Source organism: Anaerobacillus sp. 63XJN7_5_ISO-PGPR-S23-430, from assembly GCF_056173695.1.
The window spans coordinates 854,534-878,105 of the sequence record NZ_CM149686.1; the positions used below are offsets into that span (position 1 = coordinate 854,534).

24 protein-coding genes are annotated in these 23,572 nt (G+C 40.1%); 21 read left to right on the forward strand and 3 right to left on the reverse strand.

Going from position 1 to position 23,572, the window contains the following annotated elements:
* Window positions 1–14: 14 nt before the first annotated feature.
* The 15 genes from AC0VYJ_RS04625 to AC0VYJ_RS04695 all read left to right on the forward strand — a co-directional run bounded on the left by AC0VYJ_RS04625 (window position 15) and on the right by AC0VYJ_RS04695 (window position 13,536).
* Entirely contained in the window at window positions 15–1,487 is a 1,473-nt protein-coding gene (locus tag AC0VYJ_RS04625) for a potassium/proton antiporter (RefSeq protein ID WP_303530342.1), read from the forward strand.
* A gap of 171 nt (window positions 1,488–1,658) precedes the next feature.
* Window positions 1,659–2,483 (forward strand): endonuclease VIII, encoded by an 825-nt coding sequence (gene nei, locus AC0VYJ_RS04630; RefSeq protein ID WP_475366654.1) that lies wholly within the window; start codon window positions 1,659–1,661, stop codon window positions 2,481–2,483.
* A gap of 78 nt (window positions 2,484–2,561) precedes the next feature.
* Entirely contained in the window at window positions 2,562–3,551 is a 990-nt protein-coding gene (locus AC0VYJ_RS04635; RefSeq protein WP_475366655.1) for a LacI family DNA-binding transcriptional regulator, read from the forward strand.
* Window positions 3,544–4,434, forward strand: a complete 891-nt coding sequence (rbsK, locus tag AC0VYJ_RS04640) for a ribokinase (RefSeq protein WP_430243777.1) — start codon at window positions 3,544–3,546, stop codon at window positions 4,432–4,434. The genes AC0VYJ_RS04635 and rbsK overlap by 8 nt, the downstream gene beginning before the upstream one ends.
* A complete protein-coding gene (rbsD, locus tag AC0VYJ_RS04645) occupies window positions 4,431–4,823 on the forward strand; it encodes a D-ribose pyranase (protein WP_475366656.1) in 393 nt (130 codons plus the stop codon). Before rbsK ends, rbsD begins: the two co-directional genes overlap by 4 nt.
* 14 nt (window positions 4,824–4,837) lie before the next feature.
* Window positions 4,838–6,328, forward strand: coding sequence for a sugar ABC transporter ATP-binding protein (locus AC0VYJ_RS04650; RefSeq protein ID WP_475366657.1), 1,491 nt, complete (start codon window positions 4,838–4,840; stop codon window positions 6,326–6,328).
* Window positions 6,321–7,274 carry a ribose ABC transporter permease RbsC gene (rbsC, locus tag AC0VYJ_RS04655; RefSeq protein ID WP_194220396.1) on the forward strand — a complete coding sequence of 318 codons (954 nt, stop codon included), beginning with the start codon at window positions 6,321–6,323 and terminating at the stop codon, window positions 7,272–7,274. Before AC0VYJ_RS04650 ends, rbsC begins: the two co-directional genes overlap by 8 nt.
* A 10-nt stretch (window positions 7,275–7,284) precedes the next feature.
* Entirely contained in the window at window positions 7,285–8,208 is a 924-nt protein-coding gene (gene rbsB / locus AC0VYJ_RS04660) for a ribose ABC transporter substrate-binding protein RbsB (RefSeq protein ID WP_475366658.1), read from the forward strand.
* Between the two features lie 98 nt (window positions 8,209–8,306).
* Window positions 8,307–9,326 (forward strand): phosphotransferase enzyme family protein, encoded by a 1,020-nt coding sequence (locus AC0VYJ_RS04665; protein WP_475366659.1) that lies wholly within the window; start codon window positions 8,307–8,309, stop codon window positions 9,324–9,326.
* 64 nt (window positions 9,327–9,390) lie between these two features.
* Window positions 9,391–10,326, forward strand: coding sequence for an aldo/keto reductase (locus AC0VYJ_RS04670; protein WP_475366660.1), 936 nt, complete (start codon window positions 9,391–9,393; stop codon window positions 10,324–10,326).
* A 131-nt stretch (window positions 10,327–10,457) separates the two neighbouring features.
* A complete protein-coding gene (locus AC0VYJ_RS04675; RefSeq protein WP_430243771.1) occupies window positions 10,458–10,649 on the forward strand; it encodes a hypothetical protein in 192 nt (63 codons plus the stop codon).
* Between the two features lie 6 nt (window positions 10,650–10,655).
* Window positions 10,656–11,078: an NUDIX hydrolase gene (locus AC0VYJ_RS04680; RefSeq protein ID WP_430243769.1), complete on the forward strand. Its 423-nt coding sequence runs from the start codon at window positions 10,656–10,658 to the stop codon at window positions 11,076–11,078.
* A gap of 145 nt (window positions 11,079–11,223) precedes the next feature.
* The gene (locus tag AC0VYJ_RS04685; protein WP_430243768.1) at window positions 11,224–11,913 is read left to right on the forward strand and encodes a Na-translocating system protein MpsC family protein; all 690 of its coding nucleotides are present in this window, start codon (window positions 11,224–11,226) and stop codon (window positions 11,911–11,913) included.
* 139 nt (window positions 11,914–12,052) lie between these two features.
* Window positions 12,053–12,238: a hypothetical protein gene (locus tag AC0VYJ_RS04690; RefSeq protein ID WP_194220403.1), complete on the forward strand. Its 186-nt coding sequence runs from the start codon at window positions 12,053–12,055 to the stop codon at window positions 12,236–12,238.
* Window positions 12,239–12,318: 80 nt separating this feature from the next.
* Window positions 12,319–13,536, forward strand: a complete 1,218-nt coding sequence (locus AC0VYJ_RS04695; RefSeq protein WP_475366661.1) for an NUDIX domain-containing protein — start codon at window positions 12,319–12,321, stop codon at window positions 13,534–13,536.
* A gap of 64 nt (window positions 13,537–13,600) precedes the next feature.
* On the opposite strand, the gene chrA is transcribed toward AC0VYJ_RS04695, so the two are convergent.
* On the reverse strand, window positions 13,601–14,788 hold the full coding sequence (chrA, locus tag AC0VYJ_RS04700) for a chromate efflux transporter (protein WP_475366662.1): 1,188 nt from the start codon (window positions 14,786–14,788) through the stop codon (window positions 13,601–13,603).
* A gap of 12 nt (window positions 14,789–14,800) precedes the next feature.
* A complete protein-coding gene (locus AC0VYJ_RS04705) occupies window positions 14,801–15,109 on the reverse strand; it encodes a PadR family transcriptional regulator (protein ID WP_475366663.1) in 309 nt (102 codons plus the stop codon).
* Window positions 15,110–15,436: 327 nt separating this feature from the next.
* On the opposite strand from AC0VYJ_RS04705, the gene AC0VYJ_RS04710 reads away from it, so the two are divergent.
* The 4 genes from AC0VYJ_RS04710 (at window position 15,437) to AC0VYJ_RS04725 (ending at window position 20,998) form a co-directional block, all read left to right on the forward strand.
* Window positions 15,437–16,921, forward strand: coding sequence for an MDR family MFS transporter (locus AC0VYJ_RS04710; RefSeq protein WP_475366664.1), 1,485 nt, complete (start codon window positions 15,437–15,439; stop codon window positions 16,919–16,921).
* A 432-nt stretch (window positions 16,922–17,353) separates the two neighbouring features.
* A complete protein-coding gene (ltaS, locus tag AC0VYJ_RS04715; protein WP_475366665.1) occupies window positions 17,354–19,312 on the forward strand; it encodes a lipoteichoic acid synthase in 1,959 nt (652 codons plus the stop codon).
* 213 nt (window positions 19,313–19,525) lie between these two features.
* Window positions 19,526–20,347: an MBL fold metallo-hydrolase gene (locus AC0VYJ_RS04720; protein WP_475366666.1), complete on the forward strand. Its 822-nt coding sequence runs from the start codon at window positions 19,526–19,528 to the stop codon at window positions 20,345–20,347.
* A gap of 297 nt (window positions 20,348–20,644) precedes the next feature.
* Complete coding sequence (locus AC0VYJ_RS04725; RefSeq protein WP_430243759.1) at window positions 20,645–20,998, forward strand: cupin; 354 nt, start codon at window positions 20,645–20,647, stop codon at window positions 20,996–20,998.
* 76 nt (window positions 20,999–21,074) lie between these two features.
* Here AC0VYJ_RS04725 and AC0VYJ_RS04730 read toward each other — a convergent pair whose 3' ends face one another.
* The gene (locus AC0VYJ_RS04730) at window positions 21,075–21,275 is read right to left on the reverse strand and encodes a cold-shock protein (protein WP_098442444.1); all 201 of its coding nucleotides are present in this window, start codon (window positions 21,273–21,275) and stop codon (window positions 21,075–21,077) included.
* A 478-nt stretch (window positions 21,276–21,753) separates the two neighbouring features.
* Between AC0VYJ_RS04730 and AC0VYJ_RS04735 the strand changes: the two genes are divergently transcribed.
* Both AC0VYJ_RS04735 and AC0VYJ_RS04740 read left to right on the forward strand, forming a co-directional pair.
* A complete protein-coding gene (locus tag AC0VYJ_RS04735) occupies window positions 21,754–22,566 on the forward strand; it encodes an STAS domain-containing protein (protein WP_475366667.1) in 813 nt (270 codons plus the stop codon).
* A gap of 319 nt (window positions 22,567–22,885) precedes the next feature.
* Window positions 22,886–23,521 (forward strand): YczE/YyaS/YitT family protein, encoded by a 636-nt coding sequence (locus AC0VYJ_RS04740; RefSeq protein ID WP_194220413.1) that lies wholly within the window; start codon window positions 22,886–22,888, stop codon window positions 23,519–23,521.
* Window positions 23,522–23,572: the final 51 nt, after the last annotated feature.

Below are 23,572 nucleotides of genomic sequence, written 5' to 3' on the forward strand. Positions count from 1 at the left end.
AGGGAGGGAAATCGATGGAGACGAATATAGTCATTTTATTTAGCGCCATCTTTTTAATTGGCGGAGTTTTCATGGCGAAGTTTTCTTCTCGCTTAGGCGTACCGGCACTCGTATTATTTATTATCGTTGGAATGATATTTGGTAGCGACGGACTGGGGTATATTTATTTTGATAACGCGTCACTCACGCAGTCACTTGGGATATTAGCACTCGTACTCATTCTATTTGATGGTGGTTTGCAAACCGAATGGCGTCGTACAAAGGCTGTTCTTCCTATTTCATTATCATTGGCAACAGTAGGGGTCCTTGTGACTTCAGGCTTATTTGGTGTAGCTGCCAAAATGATTTTGGATGTTAATTGGAATGAAGCGCTGCTTCTAGGTGCGATTGTAGGCTCAACAGATGCTGCCGCTGTTTTTGCCGTATTGAAGGGAAAAAACATTAAGCGGAAACTACAATCTACGCTCGAAGCTGAATCGGGTTCGAATGATCCGATGGCGATGTTTCTAACACTTGCTTTATTACAACTTGCCATCGGAGAGAAAACATTTGGTGCATCTGTGATTCTTTCATTCTTCTGGCAAATGGGAGCTGGACTCTTATTAGGCGTACTATTCGGGTATTTAGCATCCTGGGCAATGAAGAAAGTTGAGTTGGGATCGAACGGTTTATATCCTGTTCTTTCGATTGCCATTGCCTTAATTACATACAGCGCGACAGATTTGATTAACGCAAGCGGTCTGCTTGCCGTTTACGCTGCTGCCCTTGTCCTTGGTAATACGAAAAGTCTTCCGTATGGACAAGCGATTTTCCGGTTTCATGATGGAATTGCATGGATGATGCAAATATTGATGTTTATTATGCTAGGTCTCCTAGTAAATCCTTCTGAATTATTCTCAACTTGGATTGTATTAAAAGGATTAGCCCTTTCTCTCATCTTGATTTTTATTGCTCGTCCGATTGCAGTGTTTCTTTCGAGTCTTCCGTTTAAATTTACAATAAAAGAAAAAAGCTTCCTTGCTTGGGCAGGATTAAGAGGGGCTGTACCGATTGTGTTAGCAACCTTCCCACTACTTGAAGGGTTAGAAAATAGCCAGCTTTTCTTTAATCTCATATTCTTTATTGTCCTTACATCAGCTCTTGTTCAAGGGGCAACCATTCCATTTGTGGGAAAAAAGTTAGGTTTAACAGGTCCTGAGGTACATGTGCCTTCTCATTCTCTAGAGCTGGTTTCATCGACAACGGTAAATGCAGAAATGATTCCCTATACGATTACTTCTTCTTCTAAATTGATTGGAGAAGAACTATCAGATATATCCTTCCCGGATAAAGTGCTCGTTAGTGCGATTATTCGAAGAGATGAGCTGATTGCGCCATCTGGAGATACCAAAATCAAAGTCAACGATGTGCTTTATATTCTCGTGGAGAATCAAAAGAAATCAGAGTTAGAAAAAGTATTAGGGATCCGCAAGACCATTGGTGGATAAGAAAAAAAACTAGTAGGTATCACTGAAGGGGTTCTCCATTGGAGAGCCCCTTCAGCCGTTTAGTTTATAGAAGGAAGGGGAAAATTTTATCATTGAAGGATTTTGTTCCTAAACTATCCCTCTTCAAATCAAATGAAAAAATCTACGAATCCAGAAAGAAGGTCATAGATTATGCCTGAAGGTCCAGAAATTAGAAGAGCTGCTGATCAGGTGGAAAAAGCATTACTGAAAGGACGCGTGATGGATGTTTTCTTTGCATTCGAACAGCTAAAGGGCTATGAATCCTTATTAAGTGGAGCGGAGGTAAAGAGGGTAGATACGAAAGGAAAGGCAATGCTCATTCGTTTCGATAACGGCTATACAATCTATTCCCATAACCAGCTATATGGAAAATGGGTGATTCGTAATGCCTACAACTATCCAAAAACAAATCGGCAGCTTCGCTTAGCGCTACATAATGAGAAGGAGTCAGCTTTGCTTTATAGTGCATCAGATATTGAAGTTCTACGCGATGAAGAAGTGCCTCTTCATCCATTTATAGCAAAAGTTGGACCGGATTTGCTTAGTGAGGAAGTAAGCGCTGAACAATTGAAGGAACGATTTGAATCACAGGAGTTTCGTAGAAAAAAGTGGACATCATTACTATTAGATCAATCGTTTATAGGTGGAATTGGTAACTATTTAAGAAGTGAAATTCTCTTTCTGGCAGGAATTCATCCTGATTTACGTCCAATGGACTGCACAGATCAGCAATTAGACAAAGCTGCTGAGGCAACGATCACTCTTGTTGAACGGTCATATAAGCATAACGGGATTACAAACGATATTGATCTTGCTATGAAGTTAAAAGAAAAAGGGCAGGCGCGTTCGACATACAGGCACTGGGTCTTTAATCGTGAAGGAAAGCCGTGCCGAATTGATGGAACAGAGATTCAAAAAATCAAAGCGGGATCAAGAAGATTATACTTCTGTCCTACATGTCAGTCGAAAATATAAGAAAAAAACTTGCAAGCGGATTCATGCTTGTGGTAAATTATCTGTAACCGGTTACACAATGTTGAAGGAGTGAAGCAAATGGCTACAATTCGAGATGTAGCAGAGCAAGCAGGCGTATCTGTTGCTACCGTCTCTCGTGTATTAAACGATAATGGTTACGTTGGTGCAGAAACGAGAAAACGCGTGATGGATGCGATCAAAAGCTTGAACTACAGTCCAAATGAAGTAGCGCGCTCACTCTATAAACGACAATCACGGCTTATCGGACTGCTTCTCCCAGATATTACGAACCCTTTTTTCCCTCAGTTAGCGAGGGGGATAGAGGATGAAGTCAATCGAGCAGGATTCAGGTTATTACTTGGAAATAGCGATGAAGAAGCAACGAAAGAGTTGGATTACATTCAAACCTTTTTACAAAATCAAGTTGTTGGTATGATTTCAGCAACAAACAATATAGACAATGAGAATTATACAAATCTTGATCTACCTGTCGTCTTTCTAGATCGTGTGTCAACACAACATCCATCTGTTTATGCAGATGGAATCGAAGGGGGGCGGCTTGCAGCGAGAGCACTAGTTGAGAGAGGCTCCAAAAGAATTACTCTCATTAAAGGGCCTGCACATGTAAAGCCTGCCATGGATCGCTTTCAAGGAGCACTTGCAGAATTAAGTGAAGCAGAAGTTGATTTCTCTGTTCTCTCGACAACGTCTTATGCATTTGATGATGCGGGCAAATGGGCTGAAGAGCTTTTTGCAAAGCATCCAGATACGGACGGAGTGATTGCAAGTAATGATATTGTTGCCATTGCGATTTTGCATGAAGCCCTTCGTCTTGGAAGAAGCATACCTGACGACTTACAATTAATTGGTTACGATGATATCCCATTCAGTAGCCTGTCCTACCCGTCTTTATCAACGATCAGGCAGCCTGCATACGAAATGGGAAAAGAAGCAGCAAAGTTACTTTTGCGAATGATCCGCAAAGAAAAAGAAATTGATCAAACGATTCAATTACCAGTGACATTAATAGAACGAAATACGACAAGAAAGGTTGATCCAAATGCGTAAAGCTAAAATAGCGGTCATCGGAAGCTCTTCAATGGATCTAGTAGTTACTTCTAAGAAACGTCCAGGAGCAGGAGAAACGGTATTAGGAGAATCATTCAAAACTGTTCCAGGGGGTAAAGGGGCTAATCAGGCCGTTGCTGCAGCGCGTCTTGGTGCAGAAGTTTATATGATTGGCTGTGTAGGAGATGACCATTACGGTGAGGCAATCTTAAATAACTTTAAGAAGAATGGTGTTAAAACCGACTATGTGGAACCGGTTACAGGTGTGGAGAGTGGAACAGCTCATATTATTCTTGCAGAAGGTGATAACAGTATTGTTGTTGTCAAAGGAGCGAATGATCATATTACCCCTTCATATATCACTAAAGCAGCTAAGCTCATTGATAGCTGTGATCTAGTGATGATTCAGCAAGAAATACCTGAAGAAACGGTGGAATATGTAGCAGAGCTATGTGAGGAAAAGCAGGTTCCGTTGCTACTTAATCCAGCACCTGCAAGGGAAATCTCACAAAAGGTGATTGACGGTGCAACCTATATCACACCAAACGAACATGAAGCGGACGTTCTTTTTAATGGTCAGCCTCTTAGTGAATCGTTACGTACTTATCCTGAAAAAGTGTTCATTACGGAAGGGGCAGCTGGCGTACGCTACTTCAATGGGAAAGAAGAGGTGCTAGTTCCTTCCTTTAAAGTGAAAGCTGTTGATACGACAGGGGCAGGAGATACGTTCAACGCAGCGTTTGGTACAGCGATCGCCGAAGGCAAGGACCTGATAGAAAGCATTACGTTTGGCAATCGTGCCGCTTCTCTTTCAGTTACTAGTTTTGGAGCACAGGGCGGCATGCCTACCCGTGAAGAAGTTGAAAGGAAGCTATCAGAATGAAACGAAGAGGAATGTTAAATAGTCATATTTCGAAAGTACTTGCAGATCTTGGGCATACAGATCAGATTGTCATTGCAGATGCTGGTCTCCCGGTTCCTGACGATGTGAAGAAAATCGACCTTGCCTTAAAACCAGGGCAGCCTGCTTTTACTGACGTTGTGAACGAACTTCTAAATGAAATGGTTGTTGAACGCGTCACGCTTGCTAAAGAAATAGAAGGCAATCAGAAGGTATATGATTGGCTAAAAGGTAAGCTTCAAGATACAGAACAAGATTATGTGGATCATGAAGTATTTAAGGAGAAAACGAAGCAAGCAAAAGTTGTCATCCGTACAGGCGAGACAACGCCATATGCCAACTGTATTCTTCATTCAGGGGTAATCTTTTAAACGAGGTGAGCAGCATGCAAATTAGCATGAAGGAAATTCATAAAGCATTTGGCGCAAATAAAGTACTTGAAGGAGTGAACATTGACATCCAGGATGCCGAAGTTCATGCGCTTATGGGAGAGAATGGAGCAGGGAAATCGACGCTCATGAACATTCTCACAGGTCTTCATAAGAAAGACAGCGGAACAATCGTGATAGATGGACAAGAACGCGTTTTTGATAACCCAAAAGAAGCAGAAGAAAACGGTGTCGCTTTTATTCATCAAGAGCTGAACATCTGGCCTGAGTTAACGGTATTGGAGAACTTATTCATCAATAAGGAACCGGTTACATCTTTTGGGCTAATTCATACGAAAAAAATGAAAGCGATTGCGAATGAGCAATTTAAGAAGTTAGCTATCTCGATTCCTCTTCAGCAGGAAGCTGGGAAATGCTCGGTTGGGCAACAGCAAATGATTGAAATTGCCAAAGCGTTAATGACAGATGCGAAAGTAATTATCATGGATGAGCCGACTGCAGCGTTAACAGAACGCGAAATACAAACGTTGTTCCAGGTGATTCGCTCTCTAAAGAAAAGCGGTGTTTCCATCGTCTACATTTCTCACAGAATGGAAGAGATTTTCACCATTTGTGACAGCATTACGGTTATGCGAGATGGAAAAACAGTCGATACAAAGCCTATTCCAGAAACGAGCTTTGACGAGGTTGTTCGCAAAATGGTGGGGCGAGAATTAACGGATCGTTTCCCGGAACGGTCACCTAAGCTTGGAGAAACGATGTTGGAAGTAAAGGGTTTATCCAGAAAAGGTGTGTTTGAGAATGTTAGTTTCTCAGTAAGATCAGGGGAAATTGTTGGTGTATCCGGACTAATGGGTGCAGGAAGAACGGAAATCATGCGTACCATTTTTGGACTCGATGGGAAATATACTGGTGACATTCTACTGAATGGCAAACAAGTTGTTATTAAAAGTCCTCACCAGGCTGTTCAGTTGGGACTTGGTTTTATTACGGAAGATCGGAAAGAAGAAGGTCTTGTGCTCGATTTCTCGCTAAAAGATAACATTGCTTTACCAAGTCTCTATAGCTTTGCACCAAAAGGGATAATCAATGAGAAGAGTGAAGAAGATTTCGTGGAGCTGTTGATTAAACGACTAACGATTAAGACGGAGTCAGCTAAAACAAGTGCCAAAAACCTTTCTGGAGGTAACCAGCAAAAAGTAGTTATTGCGAAATGGATTGGTATCGGTCCAAAAGTCCTCATTCTTGATGAACCAACACGAGGTGTTGACGTGGGCGCCAAACGCGAAATCTATCAGTTAATGAATGAGTTAACCGATCGAGGAGTGGCGATCATTATGGTTTCCTCAGAGTTACCTGAAGTGCTCGGAATGAGCGATCGCATTCTTGTTTTCCGTGAAGGTCATATGACTGGTGAAGTATTAAAAGAAGAAGCAACGCAAGAGAAAATAATGACGCTGGCAACAGGAGGTCAAGAAGATGAATAATGCGCTAAAAACAAACCATGTTGGGAATATCATGCAGAAGCTTGGACCGCTATTAGGCTTACTCGTTTTAGTTGTAACCGTTTCCATCATGAACCCGAGTTTTTTAGAACCACTAAACCTATTGAATTTACTTAGACAAGTAGCGATCAATGCTTTAATTGCGTATGGCATGACATTTGTTATTTTAACAGGTGGGATTGATTTATCTGTTGGTTCGATTCTAGCGCTATCAAGTGCGCTTATGGCTGGGATGATGGTATCCGGAATTGATCCGATTCTAGCTATTCTCATTGGTTCATTGCTTGGTGCTTTAATGGGCATGGTTAACGGACTATTAATTACAAAGGGAAAGATGGCACCATTTATTGCAACGCTCGCAACGATGACGATGTTCAGAGGGTTAACGCTAGTGTACACGGATGGAAATCCAATTACAGGTCTCGGCGATAGCTATGCTTTCCAACTTTTTGGAAGAGGTTATTTCCTCGGTATTCCAGTTCCAGCGATCACGATGCTGCTTTCTTTCGCAGTGCTTTGGATTATTCTTCATAAAACTCCATTCGGACGAAAAACTTATGCCATTGGTGGTAATGAGAAAGCTGCCCTTATTTCAGGCATTAAAGTCGATAAAATTAAAGTGATGATCTATTCACTTGCAGGTCTACTGTCAGCTCTTGCGGGGGCAATTCTAACGTCTAGATTGAATTCAGCACAACCGACGGCAGGTACATCTTATGAGCTTGATGCCATTGCTGCTGTAGTACTAGGCGGAACAAGCCTCTCCGGAGGACGAGGATTAATTGTTGGTACGTTAATCGGTGCATTAATTATCGGTACGTTAAACAATGGTTTAAATCTACTCGGAGTATCTTCATTCTTCCAGATGGTTGTTAAGGGTATTGTTATTATCATTGCTGTACTAATTGATCGTAAAAAAGCAGCTTAGGAGGATTACTATGAAAAAGCTATTGCCACTTCTGCTTAGTTTGTCACTGCTTGTGCTTGGAGCGTGTTCGCTTCAGCCACCTGAATGGGCGAAACCGAGTCAGGAAACGGATATAGAAGATATTAAAATTGGTTTATCTGTTTCAACGTTAAATAATCCATTTTTTGTTTCGATGAAAGATGGCGTCGAAGCAGAAGCAAAGGAAAATGGAATGGATGTTGTTGTTGTCGATGCGCAAAATGATGCGGCAAAACAGATTAACGATGTAGAAGATCTTATTCAACAAGGAGTCGACGTTCTATTAATTAATCCAACGGACTCAGCTGCGATTTCAACAGCTGTACAATCAGCGAATAGCCTCGGTATTCCCGTCGTTACTCTTGATCGCTCAGCTGAAAAAGGTGATGTGGCGACTCTCGTATCCTCTGATAATGAAAAAGGAGGAGAAATGGCTGGAGAGTTTCTTGTTGAACAGCTAGGTGAAGGAGCTAAAATAGCTGAGCTTGAAGGTGTACCGGGTGCTTCCGCTACTCGTGAACGTGGTCAAGGATTCCATAATATTGCGGATGAAAAGCTTGATGTTGTGGCAAAACAAACAGCGAACTTCGATCGTACGGAAGGGTTAAATACGATGGAAAACTTGCTTCAGGGTAATCCGGACATTAAAGCCGTATTTGCTCATAATGATGAGATGGCGCTAGGCGCTATTCAGGCAATCCAAAGCTCAGGTAAAGATGTTCTAGTTGTTGGATTTGATGGTAACGAAGATGCGATTAATAGCATTAAAGATGGTAAGCTATCTGCAACAGTGGCACAGCAACCTGAAGAGATCGGTTCTCTTGCTGTTCAGGCAGGCGTCGATGTACTAAAAGGAAACGAAGTAGACGAAACGATACCAGTGCCTTTGAAACTTGTTACAGAAGAGACAGAATAACAGTTAACGCTCCCACTATTGGGGGCGTTTTTCTGTTTAAAAGGAAATGTGAGACGAGAGTCGAAATTATTATAGTAGAAAACAAGGAGGTTGTGGAGATGGAAGCGTGGATTGAAGCAATGTTCTCCCAAACGTTTGTCGATGAAGCGATTGATCGGTTTGGTATTCAGAAGATAGGTGTGAAAAAGCTAGGGGATTTCGAAAACTATGTTTTTGAAGTAGAAGAAAAAAACAACTTCTGGATCCTTCGCTTTACTCATAGCTCACATCGCACAATAGAAGAAGTGAAGTCGGAACTTGTATGGGTCAATCATTTATACGATGAAGGGGCTCATGTAGCGCGCGCTTACCCTTCAAAATACAATGAAATGATTGAGATCTTCTCGTCAGCAAATGGGCAGTTCTTTGCCTGTCTATTTAATAAAGTGCCGGGAAGAGCGGTTAAAGTTGATGATCCTATATTTGGATCTCCCTTGTTCGAAGCATGGGGAAAGGAAATTGGGAAACTGCACGGTATTTCCATGAGAAATCAGGTTTCAGTTCAGCGACAGAGATGGGATGCAGGTGACCTGCTTCAATTCGATCGGTATCTTTCAAAAACAGCGGATGCTCGAATTATTATAGAAGGTAAACGACTAATTGAAGAGATACAGACCTTTCATGAAACAGGAAAAACGTTTGGTCTCATTCACTCAGATGTCCATTATGGCAATTTTCATTTTGATGGTAAGAGTATTCATCTCTTCGATTTCGACGATAGTATGTATCACTACTATATTAGTGATATTGCGATCCCCGTTTATTATGCTGTCTGGCAAAAATGTGGAACAGCTTCGCTTACGGAGCGTTCAACCTTTGCGACAGAATTTTTACGTTCATTTTTGAAAGGATATCGAGAAGAAATTCACGTCTCAGACGAGTGGCTCAAGACCATTCCTTACTTCCTGCGTTTAAGAGACTTTGAGCTTTATACTGTGTTTCATAAAAAGTTTGATGTTGAACGGATGAATGATAAGGAGAAAGGGATGTTGGATGGCATTCGTTCGCGTTTGATGCGATCCGAATTAATAGCGAAACCAGCTTTTGAAGAATTAAAAAATCGTATTGAAAACGCGTAGCGATGTTTTCCAATTAGTAAGAAGTGGTAATGTACTTTTGCGAAGCTTTTAATAGAAAGGATGAATGAAAGTGGCAAAAGTACAAATTGGAAAATCAGGTTTACAAGCAAATCCGATCGGATTAGGTACGAACGCAGTTGGTGGACATAACATTTATCCGAACTTAAATGAAGAAACTGGGAAAGATCTCGTAAGGGCAGCACTTGATAATGGCATTAACTTACTTGATACAGCCTATATATATGGACCAGAGCGTTCAGAAGAGCTCGTTGGTCAAGTCATTAAAGAGCGAGGCAGTCGCGACGATATCGTCCTCGCTACGAAAGGGGCTCATGAATTTAAGGGGGAAGAGGTTGTTTTAAATAATTCACCAGCTTTCTTGAAGCAATCAGTTGAGAATAGCTTGAATCGCCTCCAAACAGATTACATCGATTTATTTTACATTCATTTTCCTGACGAAGATACTCCGAAAGCCGAAGCAGTAGGAGCTCTAAAGGAATTGAAAGATCAAGGCAAGGTTAAATCTATTGGTGTATCTAACTTCAACTTGGAGCAGTTGAAAGAAGCGAATAAAGACGGCTATGTTGACGTTCTTCAAAGTCACTATAACTTATTCCATCGCGAAGCTGAGGAGGATCTCCTTCCTTATACGGCAGAACAAGGCATTTCTTTTGTTCCATATTTCCCTCTTGCCTCAGGACTTCTAGCTGGTAAGTATGATGAGAATACAACCTTCGATGATATTCGTGCTAAGGATCCTTTATTCCAGGGGGAGGCATTTAAAGAGAATCTTAGGAAGGTTGACCAGGTTCGCGAAATGGCAAACGCAAAAGGCGTTGAAGTTCCTCATATGGTGCTGGCATGGTACTTAACTCGTGATAGCATTGATGTCCTAATACCAGGAGCCAAACGTCAAGAGCAGGTTGTTGATAACTTAAAAACGCTTGATGTGAAGTTAACGAGTGAAGAAGTACAGCGAATCGATCAAATTTTTAAGTAAGAGAGGGATTAACCAGAGGATGTAATGTCCTCTGGTTTTTCAGTGTCATTAAGGTGCTTTAAGTGGTAATGTGTATGTGAAAGTAGATTATTTCCGCGGTCATCTTACTTGCCTAAAAGGAGGACTTCGAATTGAAAAAAGGTGTGCTCTTTTCTCTTACTCTTTCTCTCGTTCTCATTGCTATTCTGCTTATTTTCCTGTTTGAAGATGATCGAGCGGCACGCCCTGGAATGATCATGTCTCTCGGTGCCCTTGCTGTGGTATTTCAGCGCGTCGTCTGGTTAGTGATGAAGAGGAAAAAGAAGAATCAAAATAGGAGGTAACTCGATGTGATTAAAGTGAAAGCGCTCGGCCTTCTATTTAGAGAAGATAAGATTCTTGTTGAAGCATTTTATGGTAAGCACTCAAATGGTTTAGGAGGTTATTATCGACCATTAGGTGGGAATATAGAGTTAGGAGAGCCCTCTAATGAAACGGTTGTGAGAGAATTTAAAGAAGAGCTAGGTATTGATATAAAAGTAGAGAAATACATAACGTGTCTCGAAAATAGGTTTCAAATCGATCAGAAATGGTCTCATGAATTGATTCAATTGTATACGGTTTCGTTTATTGATGAGGCTCATTATATGAAAGAAAGATTTTCCTTTATTGAAGGGGATGCTGTGGCAGAGTGGTTAGCGGTCGAAGACATACTTAATGATATAGAATACTGTTACCCTAATGGATTAGATCAAGTGTTGAATCAGTTCTAATAGGAATTTTCTTTCGTTCACAACACACTGTCATCTAATTGAAATATCAAAATCAATCCATATTCTTTCATTGATTAGGAAAGACTACTATAATGATTACTGGACGGGGAATAATATGTTTCTGTCTAAACAAAGGATGAACTTAATGGAACGGAAATCAAATGAAGCTGAAATTGCCAGCTATGTTGGCAAGCTGTTAAGAGATAATTTTGGAAAAGGGCCATCGTCTGTTTATGTGTCGATTCAAGAGCCTTACATGACAATCTATTTTCGTGACTTTCTAGCACCTATGGAACGCGTTCTAGTCGATCAGAAAGAAGATATGCGTGTAGAAGAAACAAGAGATCTTCTCATGCTTGGATTACTTCCTGAGATCAAAGCGTCTATCCGTGTGATGGCGGATATTGAGATTGAATCGTTCTACCATGATTGGTCGCTTCATAACCGATCAGGTATCATTGTTGGTGTGATGAAAGAAGTGAATTCATTTGAAGGACGCGAACTTGAAGGGTATAAAGAAAAAGAGCAAGTTCATGATCAGATCATTCGCGTTAGTAAGCTTGCAGAAAAAGCACCTGAAAACGTAGACTCTTGTAAGTTGAATGATCGTACGTTAGTTGTTCTTCGAGAAGGTATTCTCGTTCGGATTGAAAAAGAGTTAATTCGCGATGGTTTTGAAGAGGAACTCAAGTTAACGAAAAGACGACTTGAAAAAGGGTTGTTACACGATCATCAATTCGAATCGATTCTTTCGGCAAAAGTGGAGGATATCTTCGTAGACTGGGATTTTACTTTAGATAAAAGCTACATTACGATTATTATGAAACCAAATTAAGATTAGGTGGAAATAAACTGGGCGATAGAACCAGTGATAAGCCGAAAAGAACCAGGAACCTGGTTCTTTTCGGCTTTTTTTATTTTCTTCCTAGTTTGTTAAGTACCTATCATCCAAAAATGATTCAAGGAGGAAAATGATGAAATATTTAATTGATCACTCAAAACGAGTGATTCATCGCACGCCTTTCGCTGGAGATCAATGTGAATTCCATACTACTCCAGTTCAAGAAAGGGAGGGGACACATGACCCTTTGTATCTTCGAAAACTGGTTGAAAAAAAATCTTATGAAATATGCAGTTTTTGTAAGGGGAGTCTTCAATAATATAAAGAAAGAAGGAGGTTCCCCCTTGAGTTACGAATGTTGTAAGTATGTTAAAGCAGTCGGATTAAGGGGGAACATTAGTGTTAAGAAAAAGAGCGGGAGTTATTCTTATCGAGAATAATCAGATCGCGCTAATAGAGCGAAAGCGAAATGGGAAAGTATATTATGTGATTCCAGGTGGCGGGATTGAGACGAACGAAACGCCTGAACAAGCTGCAAGAAGAGAAGCTGTTGAAGAGCTTGGTGTGGAGGTACAGCTGTCAGAGCTATATTGTACCCTCCAGGATAGAGAAAATTATTACTATAAGGCTAGTATTATTCAGGGGGATTTTGGAAGCGGATCAGGCGATGAATTTATGACGGCTGATTATCGTCGTGGAACGTATAAGGCTGTTTGGGTATCGTTAGCTAAATTAAAGACTTTGAATGTATATCCGGAAGAACTGGCCCAATCTCTTGCAATCCATAAGGGTGAAACGGAGCTCAGTGAGAATAACCGTAGTGAAGGAAACAGTATACGATGGGTAGGTAGTGAGAAAGCATATCTAGATGAGCCCTCGTGTTCTCAAGTTGGGAAAGTTCACGTGGGGCGATTTGGTGGAAATTCATCAGCTGGTCAAACGAAGAACGAAGATGGATGTCTTGTTTGGAATGGTGTTGATTGGGAATTAGCCATGGTTTTAGATGCGCATAAAACCGCCAGTAGTGCAGGGCTAATTCTAGATGAGTTTGAGCGGAACCGTTCGACTATCTCAAGCATTATAGCCAAAGAAACGAGAGAAGCGATGAGTGAATTGCAGCCAACAGTCTTAGCGCTTTTCCAAGATGAAGACTTTAAACAAAAATGCAGGGAAGTAGAAGGAGAAACGGCATGCTTGCTCGTTGTTAGAAAAGGCAAGTATTTATGGTGGTTCTCAGTTGGGGATTGTTTGTTGTTTCTATTGCATGCAGATTTAGAGGGGCTTGGGGAAGCGATTCAAAACCATCGCAGTTTCTATGAGTGGATTGGTGAAGTGAACACCTTTGATACGATCGTTCCATGCTTTAGCACAGGAACAAAGGAGCTGAGAAAAGGTATAAATCGTATCTTTTTAACAACGGATGGACTTCTTGAATGTCCGAATTCGAATTTTCATCAATCAGAGGAAGTGATCGATCGATTGAAGGGCGATTTTATTAAGGAGGATATCCATAGGTTATTAGAGGAAATAAAGAATAAGAATGTAAGAGACAGTACGACGATTTTAGCGTGGGACATTACCATATGTGAAGATGGTTTGATGCCAAGTGATCAATAAAGACTCACATGGAAGTAACGATGGTTAATGAAAGAAGACGTCGCTATTGCGACGTCTTCTTTCATTAACTTATAAGCTGAATCACATAACCACCGATAACTCCGATTAAAACGATCATCCATGCTGGGAGTTTCCAAATTGAAAGGAGAGCGAATAAAATCGCTGCAAGGGCAAAGTCTTCTCCTTTTATTATGGCACTTTTGAAAACGGGATCATAAAAGGCAGCCAATAGTATTCCGACAACGCTCGCGTTCACGCCGATTAATATTTTTTGAAAAGAAGCGCGTTTTCGTAACTCGTTTAGAAAAGGGAGTGCTGCCGTGATCAAAAGGAAAGACGGTAAGAAAATTGCGACTGTGACGACAATAGCACCTGTAAACCCTTCTAGCATCGTACCCAGGTAGCTAGCGAAAGTAAATAGTGGACCTGGAACAGCCTGGGCCATCCCATAACCAGCTAGAAATTGATCAGCTGAGAGAAGTCCCTGTGGAACAATTTCGCGTTCGATCATCGGAAGCACAACATGACCACCGCCGAATACAAGCGCTCCAACTCGAAAGAACATGTCAAATAAATGAAGCAGAGCGTTATCGGTAAACCGGTTGAGTATAGGTAATGCGATTAAAAGCGTTACTAAAAGGATAAGCGCACATACACCAACTTTTTTTGATAAAGAAACAGGAAACGGTTTTACGTTAGATTCTGTCTTATCATTGAAAAGACGTAACCCAAGCAGTCCAGCGCCTACGATAATAAGGAGTTGCATCCATGCTGAGGGATAGAGGAGCATAATGAGTGCTGCCGCTAATGCGATCGCGATTCTCGTTCGGTCAGGTGTGAGTTTCTTTCCTAGGCCAATGATGGCATGTAGAACGACAGCAGCCGCGACAATTTTTAAACTATGAATGAAAATCCCATCTCCGAGTGAGAAGGTTTGATAAAGCATGGCGAAGATGACAAGAATAAGAATGGATGGGATCGTGAAGCCAAACCAGGATAGGAAACCACCGAGCATCCCGCCGCGCATCATTCCGATTGCAATTCCTACCTGACTACTTGCAGGTCCAGGCAAAAATTGACAAAGAGCAATAATGTCAGCGTACATTTTATCATCAAGCCACTTTTTTCGATCGACATATTCATTTTTAAAATAGGCAAGATGAGCAACTGGCCCTCCGAATGAAGTAAGACCAAGTCGCGATGATACAAGAAGTATTTCAATAAATGTTTTGAAGCTATGTTTACCAGGCATGTTTGTCCTCCGTTAGTCTTTAATTTCTTTAAATAGCTCATAGGCTTTTGATTGAGCTTCTGCTAAGACTTGTACACCTTTATCGGTCGTGCGATAGTATTTTCGAATTTTCCCATTTACGTTGCTTTCTGCTTTGGTCAGCAGTTCGTCTTTCTCCATACTGTGAAGGATCGGGTATAAGGTCCCCGAGCTCATTTCATAGCCATGTTCACGCAGTTCTTCAAGCATCCAGGTTCCATATATCGGTTCTTCCTTAGCATGATGGAGAATATGGGTTTGAATGAAGCCTAGAAAAAGCTTTCGCAGAATTTTATTATCCAAAAGTAGCCACCTCTCTGATATTGCAAATCGATATCGAATTGCGATATTGGTATCGCTATTATTGTATAGTGGAGTAGGAAGTTAAACAAGGTCTTGCCAAGCTTATTTACAAACCTTTAATATTTCGTTCTGATAAGTATTGGAGTGAAGGAGCAGTAAGCTGATTCAATAAATCCTAATCTTAAAAGAAAGAATAAGCTAATTTCTTTTATTACTTCTTCAGGTATAGTAAGATATGGACTGTTGTTTAGAAGACATTTGAACGGTAAATCCTAATAGAAATACATCTTTTTGTACGCAACCGTCATAGAAAAAGGAGGGGAATAGATGGAGGAAAAACAAACATACGAATTCTTGGCTGACGATCCGAATTTCAACGTCAAACCAGTCATGATCTCTCTTATAATCGGAGCGTTTTTTGCCATCTTAAATGAAACACTTTTGAATATCGCGTTAACTACTTTAATGGAGAAATTTAGTGTAACGCCTGCCACAGTTCAATGGATGGCTACAGGATTCTTGCTTGTGATGGGGATATTAACTCCAATCTCGGCTCTTCTTCTTCAGTCGTTTACAACGAGACAGATGTTTATCGGCACGATGACCGTATTTACAATAGGAACGGTCATATGTGCGATCGCGCCAACTTTCGGCGTTCTCTTAAGCGGAAGGCTTTTACAAGCAGTTGGTACTGGATTATTAATTCCAATTATTTTTAACACGTTTCTTCTTATATTCCCGCCAGAACGACGCGGTACTGTTATGGGGACAGTTGGGCTTGTTATTATGTTTGCTCCTGCAATTGGACCAACTCTTTCAGGCATTATCGTCGATCAGCTCGGCTGGCGTTATCTCTTTATTACGGTTATTCCATTCGCGTTATTTTCAATCGCATTTGGCTATAAATTCCTAAAAAATGTTGGAGAGGTAACAAAGCCAAAAGTAGATGTGCTTTCCATCCTTTTATCTACTATTGGATTTGGGGGAATTGTTCTAGCGTTTAGCTTTGCCGGAGAGGGAGAGGTTGGCTATTTAGCACCACAAGTCTTTTATCCTCTCGTTATTGGAGTTATCTCCCTCGTTATTTTTGTGATCAGGCAGCTGAAATTAGAAGAGCCGATGCTGGATGTGCGAGTGTTTAAATATCCGATGTTCACTGTAGCCGTATTGTTGTTTATCATCATCATTATGGCCATGTTCTCATCAGAAATTATCCTTCCGATGTACATGCAAGGACCGCTAGCATTAACTCCTCAAACGGCAGGGTTAATTCTCCTTCCGGGAGCGCTGTTAAATGGACTGATGTCACCGGTGATGGGGAAATTATTTGATAAGTTTGGTCCAAGAAAACTAATTATCCCAGCAACGTTTGTCCTTGTTGGTGTGATGTTTACATTTAGTAAGCTAGGGATAAATACATCGATTACATTAATCGTTGTAACTTACATCTTACTCATGCTATCGATTTCAGCGATCATGATGCCAGCTCAAACGAATGGATTAAATGGTCTTCCGAAAAAACTTTATCCGCATGGCACGGCCATTATGAACACGCTACAACCTGTTTCAGGAGCGATCGGTGTCTCTGTTTTCATTAGCATCATGACAACGCGACAACAGACTTATCTCGATAATGCTTCAAACCCAGCAAACCCACAAACCATTAGCGAGTCACTCGTATCAGGAGTTGAACTTGTCTATCTTGTAGCATTTGGATTTGCTATAGTTGGTTTCTTAGTGGCTCTCTTTATTCGAAAAGCATTACCTGAAGATCAAACAGGGCAACCTGAAGCACAAGCTGTAAATGAATAAGAAAAGCGTCTCTCTTGAGGCGCTTTTTTAGTTGTCACAACTCTGTAACCAAATATGCGACTTTATGCTTTTTTGTAGAAAGTGAAAATGTAATATAATTGAAAAGATGTAGATGGTTTAAATGAGTTTAAGAAAGAGAAAGAAATTAATGGAGGTATTTTACATTTACATCCCAAATAATGTATGCTCCTTTCCTTATTTTCTCTATTCTTTAACAGTAGGGTTACGATTTGCGAGGTAACTTTACTAATGTGTTAAAAGAACGTTTTCATAGAAGGACAATGATTTATGCTCTCCTAGAGTGGAAGTTGACATTAAATTTTCTAGGGAGTATTATACTCAAGTATTAGGATTTAAAAAGAATTTACAAATTTACAATTAAAATAGATTAAAAAGATATTTGTATCACATACAAGGAGGTCTTCAACTGACATGCGAAATAAATTAAGCAGTCAGATTAATAAGCCATGGACACTGTTCATTGGCGTGATTCTATTATTCTGGTTAAAAATGTACGCTGTCTATCAGACTGAATTTGATCTTGGAATTCAAAATGGTATGCAATCGTTCCTATTAGTCTTAAACCCAATTAGTTCATTACTTCTATTCTTTGGATTTGCGCTGTTCTTTAAAGGACGTAAACGAGCATGGGCAATCCTCATTATTGATTTTGTACTTTCATTTATTCTCTATGCAAACGTTGTGTACTACCGATTCTTTAATGACTTTATTACACTACCGACTGTGATGCATACGAATGATGCAGGAGAATTAAAAGATAGTGCTTTTGCTTTAATGCAGTTCTCGGATGCTTTCTATTTCATTGATACACTGCTTATTCTTAGCTTGATTTTGTTTAAAGTTATCAAGCCACAAGTAGCGATGAAAAAGAAGAAAATCGCGCTTGTTTTCGCATCAGCAGCAGTATTCTTTACAGTGAACCTGGGGCTTGCTGAAGCTGATCGTCCTGAATTACTAACGCGTGCTTTTGATCGTACGTATATTGTGAAGTATCTTGGGCAGTTCAATTACCAAATCTTTGATGCCGTGACGACAGTTAAGTCAAGCTCTCAGAGTGCATTCGCAAGTAGCGATGACTTAACGGACGTAAGAAACTTCGTAGAAGCAAACCGTACAGAACCAAACCCAGAGTATTTCGGTAAGGCTGAAGGGATGAATGTGATTTACATTTCATTAGAATCACTTCAAAGTTTCGTGATCGGAAGAGAAGTAGATGGTCAGGAAGTAACACCATTCTTAAATAGTCTTATTGAAGATCAGAATACGTTCTATTTTGATAATTTCTTCCACCAGGTTGGTCAGGGGAAAACGTCTGACGCAGAATTTATGATGGCGAATTCTCTCTATCCATTACCAAGTGGATCAGTAGCAATGGAAAAAGCGCGTAACACTTACCAGGCACAGCCTGCGATTCTTGAACAAAAAGGTTATTCCACAGCTTCCCTACACGGTAATGGGAAAACATTCTGGAACCGTGATGAAATGTATAAGTCATTTGGTATTCAGAAATTCTTTGATTCAAGTTATTACGATATGAATGAAGAAGATGTTCATAACTATGGTCTTAAAGATAAGCCGTTCTTTGAACAATCCATTCCATATCTTGAAAGTCTAGAACAACCGTTTGAAGCGAAAATGCTTACTTTATCAAACCACTTTCCGTTTACTATGGACGAAGGTGATGTTGATTTCCCAACACCTGAAACAAATGACTCAGTCGTAAATGGCTATTTCCAAACAGCTAAATATATGGATGAGTCGATTGAACAATTCTTTAATGATTTGAAAGAATCAGGTCTTTACGATAATACAATGATTGTCATGTATGGTGACCATTATGGTATTTCTAATAACCATAATACGGCGATGTCAGAGGTAATGGGAGAAGAGGTCGGCGCATATGAAAATGCTCAATTACAGCGTGTCCCTCTTTTCATTACAGCCCCTGGCGTAGAAGGAAAGCAAGTACATGAATATGGTGGTCATATGGACGTTCGTGATACGGTTCTTCACCTACTAGGTGTTGAAACAGATGATTTTATCTCATTCGGATCCGATCTTCTTTCAGAAGATCACCGTGAGATTGTACCTTTCCGAAATGGCGATTTTGTAACACCAGAAGTAACATCTGTCAACGAGAAATGCTATGCGAATCCTACAGGAGAAAAAGTAGACGCTGAGGCATGTGAGCAGGCAGGACAGTTTGTCGAAGAGTCACTGGAACTATCAGACAAAGTCGTCTATGGTGACCTACTTCGTTTCTATGAACCTGAAGGCTTCACTCCTGTTGATCGTAACGATTACAACTATACTGTGGATCAAATGGAACCAGTACAAGAAGATCCAGCTCAAGAAAAAGAACAGAAATAATGACAAAGCAACCTGCCTTATGTGGCAGGTTGCTTTTTTATGTGCAACATTGGTGCATCCTGTTGAACCACGTTTTTGGCTTATTCAAGTTAAACATAGCCTATCTCCATCTAAAGTTGTAGATGAAAATAAGTAAATAGCTAGAGTTTTTGTTGCTTTAAGTAGGTTATTATTTCCATATAGATATCAATCTTTGGAAAGAGGGAGATAGGAATGAAGCGACCGATCTGTATCACTTGTGGGACGCAATATGAGCTGATGGAAAAGAATCCAGATACATGCCCCATATGTAAAGAAGAAAGGCAATACGTTAACCCTGAAGGGCAAGAGTGGACAACAATGGAGGAAATGCAAGCAGCTCAATTTCAAAACCAGATCATTGAGGAAGAAAAAGGACTATATAGTGTGACGACAGCACCCACTTTTGGGATTGGACAAACAGCATACTACATTCAGAGTAAGGGATTTAATCTGCTTTGGGATTGCATTTCTTATATTGATGCGGATACTATCCAAAAGATAAATGATCTTGGTGGCTTAGATGCAATTGCTCTTTCACATCCCCATTATTACTCTGCACAAGTCGAATGGGCAGAAGCCTTTAACGTTCCCATTTACATTCATGAAGATGACTCTGAGTGGGTGATGAGAGAGTCTGAAATGATTCGTTTTTGGAGCGGGGAGGAATTAAAGCTAACTTCGGATTTAACAATTTATCGCCTTGGCGGCCATTTCCTAGGAGGAGCAGTTCTTCATGTACCAGAAGGCAATGAAGGAAGGGGCTTGCTTTTAACAGGAGACATTATTCAAGTTGTAGCTGATCAAGAGTGGGTAAGCTTTATGTATAGCTATCCAAATCTAATCCCATTGCCAGCATCAAAGGTGGAAGAGATGGCGCGAAAGGTGAATTTGCTAAAATATGATCGACTATACAATGCGTTTCATCGTAGTGTGAAATTCAATGCTGATCAATCTGTTCAGCTATCGGCGACTCGATATATAAAAGCGCTTGAAGGTAAGTTGTTTCATACGTGAAGAGAAAGCTTTGGTAGTTTATACTGTTGATTCTCGATTATTGGCTCAATCGAGTGTAAATGGTCATAAAATCAATAATGTTTATAGCCTTGGTAAAGTACAAATTAGCAGGGAAATCCCATTATAAATCGAATACGGTTAGAAGAATGACTGAATGAGGAGGGGAATGAGTAATTTAAGGAGGTTTCAAAATAGGAATAAGTGGAAATAAAACATTACTATGGTGATATAGAACGGTCCTTCAAAGCTACTGTAGAAAAGATGAAGGTGCTAGGTCTATATGAGGAGGTAGCACATATGAAGATTTATCATTTTGGTGAATCGGCAGGAAAAGAAATAACGAAGTTCGGATCAAACTTCATCATGTCCCGAATTTCACAAACAGAGGGAAGCGTACATATTGGAGTTATGTATTTAGACAAAGAAGGGATAATTGGGTTCCATCAAGCTGTGACGCCTCAATTATTGTTAATCATCAAAGGTGAAGGTATTGTGAGAGGAGAAGAGGATGAGTTAATAAAAGTACGAGAAGGAGATGCTGTTTTTTGGAATATAGACGAATGGCATGAGACCACATCAGAGAATGGATTGACTGCCATTGCGATCGAAGGGGAAATGGATCCAGAGTTATTTATGAAGGAGAAGGAGTAACCGGAAGTGTAAGAAAGAACAGTTAAAAAGATAATAAAAAAGCTCTTCCACCGGGGAAGAGCTTTTTCTATATGATTTACGCTTTAACTACGTTAGTAGCTTGTGGTCCGCGGTTACCTTGCTCAGTGTCAAAAGTAACTGTTTGACCTTCTTCAAGAGTTTTGAAACCTTCGCCTTGAATAGCTGAGAAATGTACGAATACGTCGTCTCCGCCTTCAACTTCGATGAAGCCAAAACCTTTTTCTGCGTTAAACCATTTTACTGTACCTTTGTTCATGTGTGTATCCTCCAAGTGCATTTTGCACAAATATTACTATTACTGCTCTACATAATCATTTGAGATGTAAGTACTTCCTAAAGTAGCCTGCTCTTTAATAATCAGTACCGAACAACAATAATTAACCTTAGTATAACACGTCTCCCAAAAAAAGCAAACCTCTTCTGAAAAATCGTTCTTTTTTACTTCCAAACAAAGTACTGTATAGGTATGTTCGTATACTGTTAGTTAGTGAAAAACATTGATCAAACAGACTCTTAGTGTCGTTCTACCAATGAAGATATGGTAAAAATTCTAATCAAATATTATTTGTGTGAAGCAATTGGTCGTCATAGGTTGTAAAAGAACCTCAAACCAACTGTGACTATCGACCGTACCTACAAATATTAATGAAGATGGAATGAAATTTTTAATGTAAAATGAAATAGGTTCATCTATTATAGAGAAGAGATTCGATTTATCATCGGAGGTTGAAGATATGCCAGTTCAAGAATCGATCATTGAACAGGAAGTTCAAATGATTGGGAAGCAACTAGAAGCAAGAAAGTTAGATATTGCCAAAGGCTTACTTAAGCCAGGCGCTGATAACGCAGAAGCATTGCAATTACATACTGAGCTTGTTCAGCTTTGCGCAGATGCGATTCTAAGTGGTTTAGAAACAACAATGCCGCGATTAACAAAGTGGGGAAGAGACACGGGGGAGCTTGCCGTTCAATACGGCTCTGAGTTAGATCAGTCACTAAAAAATACTTCAGAAGTTCGACAGGCTATTTGGTCGGTGGTTGAACTTGTGACGATCGAAGCGAATCATACTGTCCAAAGTGTTTTTAGAGTAGGGAAAATCATTGATAACTTGCTTGATCATGCTGTTTATGCCTATAGCACAGCATACGTGGAATCATTTAAGAATACGCTTAGCCATGCACAGGAAGTTTTTCTTGAGCTATCTGTACCGGTTGTTCCGATTCTTGATGGTGTTGCAGTATTACCAATTGTTGGCGATATTGATACGCATCGTGCGAGTCTTCTGATGGAAACAGCTCTAAGAGAATCAACTGAAAAACGATTAACGCATTTATTTATTGATCTTTCTGGCGTAACCATCGTGGATACGATGGTCGCAAATAACATCTTTAACATTATTTATTCACTTGAACTTCTAGGAGTGAAAGGGATTTTGGCAGGTATAAGACCAGAAGTTGCTCAAACAATGATTCATCTCGGAATCGATTTTTCTTCCATCCAAACACATAGTACGTTAAAACAGGCTCTTGCTAAGCATATTTTTTAAGAATAGATGAGCAAGATTATACTAAATAATCCATAATGTAATGCTGTCCAATACGGGCAGTATTTTTTTGTACTAACGAAAAAATTGGAATGTTTTTTTAAAGTAAAATCGATTGACGTTGAAGTCAATCGCTAATAAAATGGTCTCGAAAAATCTTAGTAAGATCCTCTCTTCCAAAAGTATGAACATGTCGTCTCAAAGGACAGGCGGTATGCAACGCCTGATTGGCTTAGCCAGTCAGAAGAGGGAATTAAGATGCTTTCTCTAAGCGTCATGCTATCAGATTTTCTTTATTTTTAGTGGAAGGGAGGAGGTCGTAATGTTTTATCGAATTACGGTTTATCTTCTAGGTATGTTTATTAACTTCTTTGGTGTTGCACTAGTTATTCATGCAACGCTTGGCGCAGGATTTTGGACTTCGTTCTTTATAGGTCTTTCCGATTTAGCTGGGTTAACAGTTGGTTTCTGGTATGGTTTATTTCAAATACTGGTTATATTCCTAAATGGGAATTTAATGAAACAAAAGCCAGAGTATGGAGCCATCTTACCAATTATATTAGAAAGTTTTATTTTGGACTTCTGGTTAGAGATTGTATTTTCATCCGTTCAGTTAGCATCAGCACCGCTGATGGCAAAAGTAGCGATTCTTATTGCTGGGATGGGAGCGATTGGGCTAGGAGTGGCTATCTATATATTGCCACAGTTTCCACGTGCACCGTTTGATCAGCTGTTTCTCGTTATTAGCTCTAGATTCAATCTTAGCTTACAAATGGGACAGACGATTGTGGCTGTTGTTATGGCTTCACTTGCATTAATGATCGGAGGGCCTGTCGGCGTTGGGACTATTGCACTCGTATTTTTACTTGGCCCAATCATTCAGTTCTGGTATGAAAGAGCTTATCCGCTGTATTACGTGCTATACCCAGCGCAAGCACCACATGAAGAATATTTATAAAATCATACGTTAAAGGCGCTTTTCTGAAAAAACAGAAGCGTCTTTTTTATA